The organism is Candidatus Competibacter denitrificans Run_A_D11, from assembly GCF_001051235.1.
In the GTDB taxonomy this organism is placed as follows: domain Bacteria; phylum Pseudomonadota; class Gammaproteobacteria; order Competibacterales; family Competibacteraceae; genus Competibacter_A; species Competibacter_A denitrificans.
Genome location: NZ_CBTJ020000118.1, coordinates 1 through 12,232 on the forward strand (window position 1 = coordinate 1; position 12,232 = coordinate 12,232).

Annotated in this window: 12 protein-coding genes and 2 pseudogenes; 5 read left to right on the plus strand and 9 right to left on the minus strand. The window is 59.9% G+C overall.

The features are described from left to right. Positions 1-184: 184 nt before the first annotated feature. The 4 genes and pseudogenes from BN873_RS18420 to BN873_RS18435 all read right to left on the minus strand — a co-directional run. Positions 185-619: pseudogene (locus BN873_RS18420) on the minus strand (IS110 family RNA-guided transposase); the annotation flags it as partial. A gap of 92 nt (positions 620-711) precedes the next feature. Beyond that, a complete protein-coding gene (locus tag BN873_RS21420; protein WP_082161411.1) occupies positions 712-1,083 on the minus strand; it encodes a papain fold toxin domain-containing protein in 372 nt (123 codons plus the stop codon). An 87-nt stretch (positions 1,084-1,170) separates the two neighbouring features. Continuing rightward, positions 1,171-2,010 (minus strand): pyrroline-5-carboxylate reductase dimerization domain-containing protein, encoded by an 840-nt coding sequence (locus BN873_RS18430; protein ID WP_048677146.1) that lies wholly within the window; start codon positions 2,008-2,010, stop codon positions 1,171-1,173. Positions 2,011-2,605: 595 nt separating this feature from the next. After that, positions 2,606-3,541, minus strand: coding sequence for a LysR substrate-binding domain-containing protein (locus BN873_RS18435; protein ID WP_071244495.1), 936 nt, complete (start codon positions 3,539-3,541; stop codon positions 2,606-2,608). Between the two features lie 115 nt (positions 3,542-3,656). Here BN873_RS18435 and BN873_RS18440 point away from each other — a divergent pair, with 115 nt between their 5' ends. The 3 genes from BN873_RS18440 to BN873_RS18450 all read left to right on the plus strand — a co-directional run bounded on the left by BN873_RS18440 (position 3,657) and on the right by BN873_RS18450 (position 5,650). After that, positions 3,657-3,875, plus strand: a complete 219-nt coding sequence (locus tag BN873_RS18440) for a DUF1127 domain-containing protein (RefSeq protein WP_048677148.1) — start codon at positions 3,657-3,659, stop codon at positions 3,873-3,875. Positions 3,876-3,992: 117 nt separating this feature from the next. Next, the gene (locus BN873_RS18445) at positions 3,993-4,607 is read left to right on the plus strand and encodes a methyltransferase domain-containing protein (protein ID WP_171820528.1); all 615 of its coding nucleotides are present in this window, start codon (positions 3,993-3,995) and stop codon (positions 4,605-4,607) included. 284 nt (positions 4,608-4,891) lie between these two features. Continuing rightward, positions 4,892-5,650, plus strand: coding sequence for a transposase (locus BN873_RS18450; RefSeq protein ID WP_242434473.1), 759 nt, complete (start codon positions 4,892-4,894; stop codon positions 5,648-5,650). Between the two features lie 863 nt (positions 5,651-6,513). Here BN873_RS18450 and BN873_RS18455 read toward each other — a convergent pair. From BN873_RS18455 to ggt, 3 genes and pseudogenes are all read right to left on the minus strand, one after another. Then, positions 6,514-6,720, minus strand: a pseudogene (locus BN873_RS18455) (ATP-binding protein); the annotation flags it as partial. A gap of 577 nt (positions 6,721-7,297) precedes the next feature. After that, entirely contained in the window at positions 7,298-7,714 is a 417-nt protein-coding gene (locus BN873_RS18460; protein ID WP_053085461.1) for an MOSC domain-containing protein, read from the minus strand. 146 nt (positions 7,715-7,860) lie between these two features. Further along, positions 7,861-9,609: a gamma-glutamyltransferase gene (gene ggt / locus BN873_RS18465; protein WP_048677155.1), complete on the minus strand. Its 1,749-nt coding sequence runs from the start codon at positions 9,607-9,609 to the stop codon at positions 7,861-7,863. A 106-nt stretch (positions 9,610-9,715) separates the two neighbouring features. On the opposite strand from ggt, the gene BN873_RS18470 reads away from it, so the two are divergent. Beyond that, positions 9,716-10,060, plus strand: coding sequence for a hypothetical protein (locus BN873_RS18470; RefSeq protein WP_048677158.1), 345 nt, complete (start codon positions 9,716-9,718; stop codon positions 10,058-10,060). A 403-nt stretch (positions 10,061-10,463) separates the two neighbouring features. Continuing rightward, the gene (locus BN873_RS18475) at positions 10,464-11,222 is read left to right on the plus strand and encodes an SDR family NAD(P)-dependent oxidoreductase (protein WP_048677160.1); all 759 of its coding nucleotides are present in this window, start codon (positions 10,464-10,466) and stop codon (positions 11,220-11,222) included. Positions 11,223-11,250: 28 nt separating this feature from the next. On the opposite strand, the gene BN873_RS18480 is transcribed toward BN873_RS18475, so the two are convergent. Further along, positions 11,251-11,442, minus strand: a complete 192-nt coding sequence (locus BN873_RS18480; RefSeq protein WP_048677163.1) for a hypothetical protein — start codon at positions 11,440-11,442, stop codon at positions 11,251-11,253. Positions 11,443-11,630: 188 nt separating this feature from the next. Beyond that, positions 11,631-11,921 (minus strand): hypothetical protein, encoded by a 291-nt coding sequence (locus BN873_RS20255; RefSeq protein ID WP_139031793.1) that lies wholly within the window; start codon positions 11,919-11,921, stop codon positions 11,631-11,633. Between the last annotated feature and the right edge of the window lie 311 nt (positions 11,922-12,232).

Below are 12,232 nucleotides of genomic sequence, written 5' to 3' on the forward strand. Positions count from 1 at the left end.
TATTTTTTGACCCACGCGGTCGCCCAAGACCCGACCACCGACCCCGTCCGCTATTTGGCCGACCACGCTCGCGAGTTGGGCATTCTTAAACGACCCCGCAAAAAAGCGCCCCATAAACGTCCTCCAATACCCTCTATTTCCCCCTTGACAATCAACCAAATCGCTTAACTTGTAAGCAATGCCATAAGCCCCGCATTTGATTGATCAGCGCCGTCCGGTCACTGACCGCCCGTTCCCGCGCCCGATGGAGAGTCAACACCGCTTGCTGCTCTTCGCTTTTAATCGGCACCAACCGCCTGTGAGGTCGACCCACCGCTTCACCAATCGCTTCCGCATCGTTTCGGTCATTCTTCCCCGCTTTCCCGCTTTTGCGATAGGGAGCGACCAACTGCGGGGCGATCAATTTCACCTCATGGCCCAACCGGGTCCATTCCCGTGCCCAGTAATGAGAACCACCTCCCGCTTCTAGGCCCATCCGCGCCGCCGGTCGATGAGCAAAGAACGTCAGCACCTGGGCGCGCTTCAGGGTCTTGCGTAGCACCACCTGACCCCGTTCATCGACCCCGTGAACCTGAAACACCTGCTTGGCACTATCCAGCCCGATTCGTGTCGCGTTCATGGCAATCCCCTCACTATGAATGGAAATGGGTTATTTCCAGTTTGGCGCCCTCGCTGCCGTCGGGGAAGGGTTAGGCCTCATAGGTGTGCAAGCTAAAAGGACTCAATCTTCGATATTGTGAAGTGGTGAACGTCGCAATCGAACTGCGCCTGCCAATCAGCGAGGAGAATTCCCTCGCGAAATATGTTGTCAAAGACGTGTTCTTGAACAACTGCGCCAAAGTGTTGCCCGCTGGTGGCTATGGAGTGCTCGCCTGGCGGTATGATGAATGGAAGGCGAAAATTTGGATCGCGCATTACTATATTACCTCGACCGCCCAGCGTAGCCAATCGAGCGACATACCCGTGCAGCCCTGAGCGCATGAAGGCTTCGCGCAACGCTGTAGCGCATGGGCGACATTGATTCAGCCCAAATCTCGCGGCAATTGGCTTGGCGACGTTGGCAACGCGAACAGGTGCTGGCATTTCGTGGGCTCCCCAGGGTGGTGGTGGATATGAGGCCTAACGCTGGCGCTGAGCCGTGGCCGCTAGGCCGTCGGCTCCAGCGACTTGTTAGCGCATCGCTACTTGCGTAACGTTCTGATTCTTCACCATCTCTTTCACGGTTTCATGCTGGGTGAGCGTCTTCTCGAACACTTCATCAAACACCGCAGGTAGATGATGGTTAAGAACTTTTACGCCTTCTGCCGTAATGCCACCCTTGGTGGCAACTCGATCAATCAGCTCAGAAAACCCCATGTTGCGCTCCGCGAGCAACTTCGCCGTCCCCAGAAGTGTTGAGACTACCATCCTTTGGGCTACCTCCACGGCAAGATCCCCATGCCTCAGTGCAGCCCCGACAAAATTCTCAAACATCGCAGCGATCATACCGGGTGCGCAGCTTGTGAGGTCCGTTGCCACCTCAAAATCGCCTTCGGAAATCTTTGCAATTTGGCCGATTGACTGAAGAAGAGCTTCGACCCTTGCCGCATCTTTGCCGCAAACCTTGCTGTTATGACAAACAAGCGATACGCCCTCGCGAACCTCGGAAGTGATGCTCGGGATGACCTTCGTGATCTTACCGTTAAAGACCTGTTCAAGATCACTAATAGTGACGCAAGCAGCAATGGAGACGATGTGTGTCTCCAGCGACACCACCGGGATCAGGTCCAACAGCACCGGTAAGGTATCCAGTGGCTTAACGCAAATAAAGAGAATGCGGGTTTCGCACGCCGCCAGCCTGTTGTCACCCGTGACTGCTATACTCGGCCACTGCCGAGCAAGAGAATCCAGTTTAGCTGTGGTACGTGTGGATATGATCACGTCCGCAGGAGCCACTGCCCCAGACGACAGCAGTCCATTAACAAGCATGCGCCCCATACTTCCATAGCCAATGAATCCCACTTCGTGCATAGATACCTTCTGTTGCTCTTTCTCGCATTAACTGGTAAGTGCTAACGCTCCGGTTGCAGCGGCGGCGCGCCGCGCCATCCGCTGCAACCGGTTGTTAGGCGGGGCCGGTGAGGAACTCTTCACCGCACCTGATTCTTCACGCCCATTTCGAGGTCGACTTGGTCCTCGAACGCCCGCTTCTGCTTGGCGACGAACCGCCGGTACTCCTCCGGGTTCACCCAAGCCTGCAGCCCTACGATCTTTGCCTGATCGCGCTTCTCCGGGTAACCGAACCATTCGGCGTGGGCCGCGAGTGTGGCTGGGAGTGTGATTTGCGGTCAACACGACTTCACCCAGCCGCACAGTGTCGCCATCGCGCAGAATACGGTCCACCTTGACGGGCGATTGTCCCTGCCATACCTGCTTGATCCGCCAGTGATGGGCCGCTTGCTGCACCCAGGTACTCCGATCCCCTCACCCCGGAAACCCCGCCGCCCCATGCCGCCGGAGATACTCCCCGATCGCCTCGTAATCACCTATGCCGGTAGCCGTGTCGCTTCAAAACCTATCCGCTAAAGTTGCACATCGCGTCCAAACCAGGGAGCTAGGTCTGCTGCTACTCATACCCTGCCCTCGCCGTGCCCCCGACGCGCGCCGCCGGGACCGGGTCCATGGCGACAGCTAGCGGCAGCGCGTCTGCGCCAAACCCCTCACGGAGGTAACCGGCGAGACCTTCCGCCACCGCCGATCCGGGACTGCCTCGGTGCAAGGTGATACCGGCCGACGGCAGCCGTGGAAACCCTTCTTCGACCCCGATCGGTCGCACCCCCGCCGGCAAGACGCTGCGGCACAGGGCGGTCACCGCCAGGCCGGCTTTCACCGCGGCCAGGATACTGCTGAAGCTGGCGCTGGTGTAGGCGATCCGATAGGGGTGGCCGCTCCCGTCTAGGCTGGCCAGCGCCCAATCGCGGAACAAACAGCCGGGTTGGAACAACGCTAGCGGCAACGGCTCCTGCTCGTGGGTGAGATGGCGTTCAGCGGTGGCCCACACCACCGGTTCGTGGCGCAGCACCTCGCCAGTTTCCCCGCCCGGCGCGCAGCCCGAGGTGATCACCGCCAGGTCGAGTCGATCCTCGGTCAGCAGCCGCCGCAGGTTCGCGCTGGTTTCGCAGGTGACTTCCACCTGTACCCTTGGGAAGGCGCGGGCGAAGCGGGCCAGAATGTCGGGCAAGAAGCGATCGACATAGTCGTCCGGTGTGCCAATCCGCACCCGTCCGGACCACTCCGGGCGAGTCAACGCCGCGACGGCCTCGTCGTGCAGTTTCAGCAACCGGCGCGCGTAGCCTAGCAGAGCCTCGCCGTCCGGTGCGAGTTGCACGCCGCGACCGTCGCGCTGAAACAGCACCCGGCCCAGGGTCTCTTCCAGTCGCCGCACTTGCATCGAGATCGCCGATTGCGTGCGGTGCACTTGCCGTGCGGCGAGGGTGAAGCCGCCGGTATCGACAATGGCGACGAACGTGCGCAACAGATCCGGATCGAGTTGGGTCGACATAACAGGATTCCCGATTGATCAGGTAAATTGATTGGTCATATTAAATCTATTCGTTAGACAAATCAAAGAAGGGCCTTCATTCTCAGCCACGACTCACCACTCGGAGGACCATCCCATGTTCAGCATCGCAACCCCGTATCTGAAATGCCCTGCCGACCCCCTCTCCGGCGTTCGCGCCCGTGTCGGCGCCGCGCTGGCCTGGTGGCGCGAGAGCTATGCCATCTATCGCCAGCGCCGCGCTCTGCTGGCCCTTGACGACGCGATGTTGAAAGACCTTGGCATCAACCGCGTCGACGCCCTCCAGGAAGGCAACAAGCCATTTTGGCGCCCGTGATGGTGCGGGCTTCAGACCGGAAGCCCGATGGCCGAAAGGGTGGGGATCGGCGCGGGCGCGCCCGAGGCTACGCGCAGGGGAGGCGCCATGGCGGCGGATGACAGGATCGAATCACCGATGTCCTCTCGTTCCGGAACGGAAGCGTCCGGTGCGAGTCCCGCCCTGCGGTCCGTGGTGTTGAACATCTGCGCCTTGCACGGTGCCCGACGGATCCTCTGGATCGGACATGGAGGTGAACCGCTGGCCGTTTCGCTCCAGCAGGCGGGCTATAATACCGTATGGGGGATGGACCCCGGCTGTCACTGCACCACCCGTCTTGCTGAAGGCACCCCAGCGAGTCCCGTCACCGCGACCGGGATGGCCCTCGATCCTCCCCGGGGGGAACCGGGCCGTTTCGATATCGCCCTCAGTACAGAATCGCCCGAACCCTACTCCGAGCTGGGCGAGTGGGTCCAACTCGCTGCTCGCGCGCTCCAGCCGGGTGGCCTCTTTCTGCTACCGACCCCTTACCGGGATTCCCTGAAAAACCGGTTCATCGATTTGTACAGCCGCTGGCGCTCGCGCCCCCCGTCGTGGGCGAAGCTGCGCGTCAAGCGGCTGCTGGAATCCCACGGCTTCGTGCTCGCGGAGCTCATTGGCGTCCGGGAGGCTTCCTGGCAATTTAAAACCGTCATCTGGGTCGCCCGGCAGGGCGGCCGCCCCCCATCGGCGGCCGGTGGCGGACCCGACTGACCTTCAGCGATTCCCGGTCTCTTAATTTTTTCGCTCATGTCGGCAAACAGGTGAATCGGGGAATCATCAGGATGCGCAGGAAGTGATATGCGAATTAAGAGCTAACAGCATTGGATGATTTAGATTGCCAGTCCATTGTATAATAGGCGCTTCTCACCACACCTATTAGAGCGACTACGATGGACTGGCAAATTCAGTGAATCACTCTTTATGAGATGGTTTGCAAACATTATCAAGAAGACCTTTGGATTCATTGCCAACGATTTAGTCCTTACTGTGATCTGTTGTTTACTGATGAAGAGGTCATTACGCTTTTCTTGTTTGGGATTATGAATAAACACCGTGAGATTAAAACTATCTATGACGAAGCTCACCGTCATCTGGGTGATGGGTTTCCCAAATTGCCTTCCTATCCTGGATTTGTACAACGGGTGAATAAAGTAGGCGATGTTTTCGCTCCGCTCGTCGAAATTCTGTCTGCCCGTGGCCCTGTTTTGGGCGATTGGTTGCTTGATTTTCAACCGATTATCCTTGCTCAACAAGGACATAGCTTCAACGCACGGGTCGCTCCAGAGTATGCCAGTCGGGGCTACTGTGCGTCGAAGAAACTGTATTATTATGGCGTTAAACTGCATGTTTTAGGCCAGCAGCAGATCGGAAGCTTACCTTTTCCTGATTATATAGGCATCACGCCGGCTAGTGAAAATGATGGGAAAGTATTGGAGAATTTTTTGCCTTACTTACCCGAAAATAGAGCGTATGGTGATAAAGCTTATGAGTATTTAAAACCGATCGCTGCAGCGCAAGGAATTGAGCTGTTAACACCTATTAAGAGACTCAAAGGTCAGGAATATTTAGATGGTGCCGATCAATGGTTATCTCGTGCAGTCAGTCAAGTTCGTCAGCCTATTGAATCATTCTTTAATTGGATTAATGAAAAAACGGGTAATAAACGACCCCGCAGCAAGCTGCGGGGTATTGGGTTACCAAAGAACGCAGCAAGCTGCGGGGAATGGACCCGTAGAGATTCAAAAAGCGAGTAAAGTCCGCTCCTCATCCGGATTATTAGTTCATGTCTTCGGGCGATTGGCTGCCGCCATGTTCATGCTTGTTTTTCCTGAAATTTTTCGTAGCACTTAATTCGCATTGATGGGTAACTGTAGCGGCCTGCAAACAAAACGGCATGGGCCTGCAAACAGGCCCTGTTTCAGGACCAGATTATTTGCAAACAGAACGGTTCCTGGACTCACTATGGTGGACCCCATCGTCAAGACAAAAATCATCGAAGTTTAAGTTAACGTGAATTATTATTTAATTTTCATTATGTTATAATTATCGATACTTTTATGATGCTATCAATTATTTGATACTTTATCCCTTATTTTATACGGAGCAGATTGCTATGAAAATTCTTCCTATGACTGAGATTTTTTGTGATATCGATGATTTTTATCAGGAATACGGCTCCCACCCCCGCCCCCTCGATCGGGGGCGCGCCCGGCCCTCGCTACACTGTTTCCTCCGGTAAATTTTTCGGTGAGGGTGAGGGGTCACGGCGTAGGCGAAAGCGCCGACTGGATCCACTTATGGAGATCCGTATCCCCGTCAGGAACACGACCCCATTGCGCCACTACCGCAGGCATCCGCGCCGACCCCAGAAGCCGCCCGTGAAGCGGACGCACGATCCCCGCCGACCTCCGGGGTCCGTCGCCCGCTGGCTGGCGCTGCGCCAGCAGGCCCTCTGAGCCGCAACCTGCGTATTCCAGTCCATTCGGCCGCCCATTCCAGCGAAGATTCGGCCACTAATTCCAGTCGGATTCGGCCACCCCTTCCAGTGGGGATTCGGCCGCCGGTTCCGGGCGATTCGGCCGGACCGACGGCGCGCGGCGACGTGGGAGGAGAATTGTTACTGGCTGACGGGAGTGGCCGTCAAGGGAGTACGAGTTTTCCGGAGGGAGTCTCCTTTCAAGTGCAGGCGATAGGCGTTATGGACGAGCCGGTCAAGGATGGCGTCAGCCAGCGTGGGATCGCCTAGGTAGGCATGCCAGTGGTCCACGGGGAGTTGGCTGGTCACCAGGGTGGAGCGCCGGGCGTGGCGGTCGTCGAGGAGCTGGGGGTGTAAGCCCAAACCCCAGATTTTTCCGGCGCGGCAAACTTTCCCATTTATGATGATTGGGACAGCTAAATTTGTGCCCATTCAGGTCTGAGTTGATCGTGATTGACGTTAAAAACTTTCCCTTTTTGGGTCATTATCGGGAAAGTTTTGGCGAGATTTTCTGGGGGTTGGGCTTACACCCCCTGCATTGCGTATCTCCGCATTATCGTGCGGTTTATCCGTGCAGAGACTACCTTATTTACCTGTCCGAAATTTGGGGACCATTATAGGGTCTCCGCTCAAGCGGAACCCTTGAAAGGATGCGTGCTAAAGACGTGTCCGCCTAAAAGCGGAGGTTTATCACCTGCCGATTGGAAATGAAAAACAACTTCCCAAAGATCATTTCTATTGCGCTGCTTGTATTTCCGCAGAGCTTGCCCCAGGTCACGACCCAATTTCTGATGGTCTATCGCATCTATGGCCTCGACACTCGGATCTTTTAAACTGTATGGCCAAATGAACAGGGTACCCGGGCATTCATCCATATTCGCTCTTTTCTCTCCTTATTACCCGGTAGTACCAGCCGGTCATCCGCTCAGCCAGCAAGAACCGCGACAGGTTCGGCCTCACCGAACCGGTGGTTAATTTTCCAGCACAGCGTGCGGGGATGGGATACCTCCAACTCCGCCTCGCCCATTTGGTAGCGGTCGCCGATGCACACCGTGCGCTCGGTCATGCCGGCGCTGACGAGGTTTTCGCCCAGCGAGCCCGGCACAGCGTGCGATGCCGCCGCCGGAAACCGCGCGGCAAGCCGGGGGTAGTGGTCGGGTGGATACTGATGCACCGCTTTTTCTGGACCGCCGTGGTAACGGCGGTCGGCCTGGTGGTCGCCGACGAGGCCGAACCGCCGGACCACCACCCGCGCCACCGGCTCCTTGAACAGGCCGATGCGCTGCCCTTCGGGTTCCAGGATTCGGAGGGCGCCGATCAATAACGCATCAACCGTTGGCATGACGTGCTCCGCCTCAAGCAGGGACCTCTTGGCCCGACGCGCGTCCGGGTGATGGTTTTTCACCGATGGTGGCCGGCGCCGCGACTGGTCATGCGTTCCAACACCACGCCCCGTCACTCAGCCCGCCTTGGCCGCGCCGCATTCCTTCAATAACCCGCCGCCAAACCGCCCGGCTGGCGGGTGTCGGAAAAGCCGTACCACCCTTCCGGCGCGCGGAGAATGCTTTGAGTATCGCCCATCGCCTCCCGGATCACCACCTTGTGGCCCAGGCTCTCCAGCAGGCGCACGGTGTCCGGACTCAACCCTTCCTCGACCCGCAGCTCGTCGGGCGACCACTGATGGTGCACCCGTGGCGCCACCGTCGCTTCGGCCAAGTTCAGCCGATGGTCGATTACGTTCGACAGGACTTGCAGCACGGCGGTGATGATCCGGCTGCCGCCGGGGCTGCCGGCGACCAACACCAGCCGGCCGTCCTTGAACACCAGGGTCGGGGCCATTGAGCTGAGCGGGCGCTTGCCGGGGCCGACCGCGTTGGCGTCGCCGCCGATCAGGCCGTAGGCGTTCGGGACGCCGGGTTTGGCGGCGAAGTCGTCCATCTCGTTGTTGAGCAGGATGCCGGTGCCGGCGGCGACGATCCCGGAGCCGTAGGGAAAGTTCAGGGTATAGGTGACGGCGACGGCGTTGCCGTCCCGGTCCACTACGGAGTAGTGCGTCGTTTGCTCGCTTTCGAAGCGGTGCGGCTGGCCGGGTTTGATCTGGGCCGCCGGCTTGGCCCGGTTCGGATCGATCCGCGCCGCCAGTTCCCTGGCGTAAGCCTTCGAGGTCAGGCCGGCGACCGGCACCTTCGCGAAATCGGGATCGCCCAAGTATTCGCTGCGGTCGGCGTAGGCGAGTTTCGTGGCTTCGGCCAAGCGATGGATCGTAGCGGCGCCGTTGTGGCCCAGATCTCCCAGCGACCAAGTTTCGAGGACGTTGAGAATCTGGACGAGATGCACACCGCCGGAGCTGGGCGGCGGCATCGACGCAATCTCGTAGCCCCGATACGTGCCCCGCACCGGCGCGCGGATGACCGCCCGGTAGCCCCTCAGGTCGTCTGCGATGATCGCCCCTCGGTGTTCCTGCATGTCGGCGACCAGCTTTCGCGCGATCTCGCCCTCGTAGAAGGCCCGGGAACCCTCTTCGGCGATCAGCTTGAGCGAGGCGGCCAGATCCGGCTGGAGCAGGGTCTCGCCGGGCGAATAGGCGGAACCGTCGGGCTTGAAAAACGCTTTCGCGCTGGCGGGCCAGGGCGCCATCCGCTCGCGGGCTTCTCGGAGCGATCGCGCCAGCTCGGGACCGACCGGAAAGCCCTGCTCGGCCAGGCGGATCGCCGGTTCGAGCAGCGACCGCCACGGCAAGCGACCGTGGCGGGCGTGGGCCAGCGCCAGCCCGGCCACCGTGCCCGGTACGCCAGCCGCTTGGTGGCTGTGGCGGATGCGAGCTTCGTCCACCTCGCCGCGTTCGTTCAGATAAAAGTCCCGGCCGACGGCGGCGGGAGCCGTTTCCCGAAAGTCGATGGCCTCGGTCTGCTTCTTGCCGTCGTCGTAAACCAGCAGGAACCCGCCGCCGCCCAGGTTGCCCGCCTGAGGCAGCGTGACCGCCAGCGCGAAGCCGACCGCCACCGCCGCGTCGGCGGCGTGGCCGCCCCCTCGGAGAACGGCCAACCCGACCTGGCTAGCCAAAGCCTCTTGGGCGACCACCAGGCCGTGGCGGGCGTGGACCGGATGGATGCGGTCGCGGGTGTCGAAGAGCGCGGGTTCGGTTCCGCCCGCGACCGCCCCCAGCGAGAGCAGTAGAGCGGCGACGCCGCCGAGGAGCCGGGCCGGCGGGCGAACGGACGAGGGCCATCGGGGCATGGAAATCTCCGGCGGTAGGAAGACGGGCGAACGATCTCGGCGAGAGCGCAAGGGGGTTTATGGCAGTATAGTTTCGATCCCTTCTCGCGACGAACCGCCCGCACCCATGGCCCGACGATCCGCCCGGCGCACCGCCACCCCCATTCCCAAAACCCTGACCGGCATCCTCGCCTCCATCGCCCTGACCGTTCTCGCCGCTTTGGGCATCAAAACCGACGGGTTCCACGGGAAACCTGCCGCCCCGCCCACGGAACGCCCGACCGCCAGCACGAAAGCGGTGCCCCCGCCCGGCGACCTGCCGAACACCCCCGGCACGTTCGTGGCAGCCAAACAAACGCTCTACGATCAAGTGTATTTCGACCACCGCATCACGTTTGGTCCTGTAAATTTTCCTGTGATGGCGAGGGCTGGCAGCGCGGGGCTAGGGCATCAACCTCATCCAACCCATTGATCCTGCTAAGCGATGCTCGGTTCACCTGCATGCCCCATAGTGCCGATCACGGGAAAATTTACACGAGGAATTCACCCGGTAGGGGTCTCTCGGGTATCCGGAAACCGCGCTGGATCGCGAAAGCCCGGCTATGCTAGACGTTAAATCGCTTCGTCAACTACCCCGCCTAAAGGCAAGAGCTTGTCCCGGTACTACGCAACCTGGAGTTCCTGATGCGGTTCCGAGACTATAGGCGCGTTGACCCGCACCGGGCTGCGCGCGGGTTCATGTCCACCCGCCGCGCGTTCCGCACCGGCGCCCGTCCGAGCAAGAGAGGCGGAGTATTCCTGGAGCACCCAACCGATAGACCGCGCAGTCCGGTCTGTCCCGACCGAATCACTGTACCGAACGCGAGGAATTCCCCATGAGTCAGAAAATCGCCATTGTGACCGGCGGCAACCGGGGTCTCGGCAAAAATACCGTCCTGCATCTGGCCCGCCACGGCGTGGATGCGATCTTCACCTACCGCAGCCACCCGGCCGAAGCTGAGGCCGTGGTCAGCGAGGTCGCGCCACTCGGCGCCCGCGCCGTGGCGCTGTCCCTGGATGTCGCCGACGGCCAAGCGTTTGCCGGCTTTGCCGCACAGGTGCAGGCCTTGCTGCGCACGCAGTGGCAACGCGAACAATTCGACTTTCTGGTGAACAACGCGGGGATTGGCCTACACGCCGGCTTTGCGGACACCACCGAGGCGCAGTTTGATCAACTCCTGAACGTCCACTTCAAGGGGGTGTTCTTCCTGACCCAGGCCTTGTTGCCGCTGATCGCCGACGGCGGACGCATCGTCAACCTGTCCACCGGCCTGACGCGCTTCGCGCTGCCGGGCTATGCCGCCTATGCGTCGATGAAGGGCGCGATTGAAGTGCTGACGCACTATCTCGCCAAGGAACTCGGACCGCGCGGCATCGCAGTGAACGTCGTCGCGCCCGGCGCCATTGAGACCGATTTTGGCGGCGGGGTGGTGCGCGACAACGCCCAGATGAATGCCCAGATCGCCGCGCAGACCGCGCTCGGCCGCGTCGGGGTACCGGACGATATCGGCGGCGTCATCGCCGCGCTGCTGGCGGAGGACACCCGCTGGATCAATGCCCAGCGCATTGAGGCGTCGGGCGGTGTGTTCCTGTGAACGGCGTCCGCCTGTCACCGAGCGCCCCTCACCGCTCCTTGGCTGGCGGCGGCTTCGGCGCAGGCGGATGGACGGCCCGTTGCGCCAGCCCCTCTTTCGCGTAGCCCACCCGTTCGCCCAGGTCGTAGGCCAAAAAGCCCACGCCGACGATGCCCGCAATCAGTAGCGCCAAGCCCGCCACCGGACCGCTCAACACGGGGTACGGCAACGATTCCTTCATTTTGGGGCCATAGAGTCACCTCTCCATAGCTCCGAACGGCTCGGGCAGTGATGTCGCCCTCGCGAAGCCTTGGCGTATTCGGGTTTGTGATGCTCCTAGTCTAGAAAGTACGTACCACAAAACTCAACTCGCCTTACAAATTGGGTACTTGGATTTCCTATATGAGTTTTATGGTATGGCAACAGGCATCAGAACAGCACCCATGGGGTTTGTCGGGCACAGTAAGGATCTGTACCAGAAAAACGTTCGTTTTTCTGACCTTGCATCAGAGATACGGCGTTGTGGCCCAAAAATGAAGGAATCGTTGTCGTACCCCACATTCGGTGGCGTGGGTTCACCGGTGGGTGATCGAACCGGTCGAGGGCTTGTCCCACTCGTTGCTTGGCGTTCCAACAGGAGATTCGCTCCCCGATACCATCCAGCATGGGTGTCGGGTGCGCGCCGCGTACCCGACACGGTTTCGTGGCCTTGGCTTGCATACGCTTCTCCTCATCGCGCGGGCGTGCGCTGGGCAGAATGCGCCTGCGGATCGGGAGTGATCAATCGGGAGAACGGGGTTGGCGCCCGCTGGAGCGCAGAAACCGCGCACAGGGGCCACGGGAGCGCCACAGGGGTTGGATCACGTCAAAAGTCAACCGAGTTTGGGTTGCAACCACGACATCAATGGAACGCAAAACCCGGGTAAGCATCCCCGGCCAGGGCAATCGCATTAAAAAATTGTAATTATTTAAAGATATCTGTATTTAAATATTTGCATTTTCTTGCAGGAAATATATTTGAGTCCAACCAA

What these genes read in the sequence shown, in the direction of transcription:
- BN873_RS21420 (WP_082161411.1), bottom strand. Translation starts at nt 1,083, where the DNA reads ATGCCAGCACCTGTTCGCGTTGCCAACGTCGCCAAGCCAATTGCCGCG.
- BN873_RS18430 (WP_048677146.1), bottom strand. Translation starts at nt 2,010, where the DNA reads ATGCACGAAGTGGGATTCATTGGCTATGGAAGTATGGGGCGCATGCTT.
- BN873_RS18435 (WP_071244495.1), bottom strand. Translation starts at nt 3,541, where the DNA reads ATGTCGACCCAACTCGATCCGGATCTGTTGCGCACGTTCGTCGCCATT.
- BN873_RS18440 (WP_048677148.1), top strand. Translation starts at nt 3,657, where the DNA reads ATGTTCAGCATCGCAACCCCGTATCTGAAATGCCCTGCCGACCCCCTC.
- BN873_RS18445 (WP_171820528.1), top strand. Translation starts at nt 3,993, where the DNA reads ATGTCCTCTCGTTCCGGAACGGAAGCGTCCGGTGCGAGTCCCGCCCTG.
- BN873_RS18460 (WP_053085461.1), bottom strand. Translation starts at nt 7,714, where the DNA reads ATGCCAACGGTTGATGCGTTATTGATCGGCGCCCTCCGAATCCTGGAA.
- ggt (WP_048677155.1), bottom strand. Translation starts at nt 9,609, where the DNA reads ATGCCCCGATGGCCCTCGTCCGTTCGCCCGCCGGCCCGGCTCCTCGGC.
- BN873_RS18470 (WP_048677158.1), top strand. Translation starts at nt 9,716, where the DNA reads ATGGCCCGACGATCCGCCCGGCGCACCGCCACCCCCATTCCCAAAACC.
- BN873_RS18475 (WP_048677160.1), top strand. Translation starts at nt 10,464, where the DNA reads ATGAGTCAGAAAATCGCCATTGTGACCGGCGGCAACCGGGGTCTCGGC.
- BN873_RS18480 (WP_048677163.1), bottom strand. Translation starts at nt 11,442, where the DNA reads ATGAAGGAATCGTTGCCGTACCCCGTGTTGAGCGGTCCGGTGGCGGGC.
- BN873_RS20255 (WP_139031793.1), bottom strand. Translation starts at nt 11,921, where the DNA reads ATGCAAGCCAAGGCCACGAAACCGTGTCGGGTACGCGGCGCGCACCCG.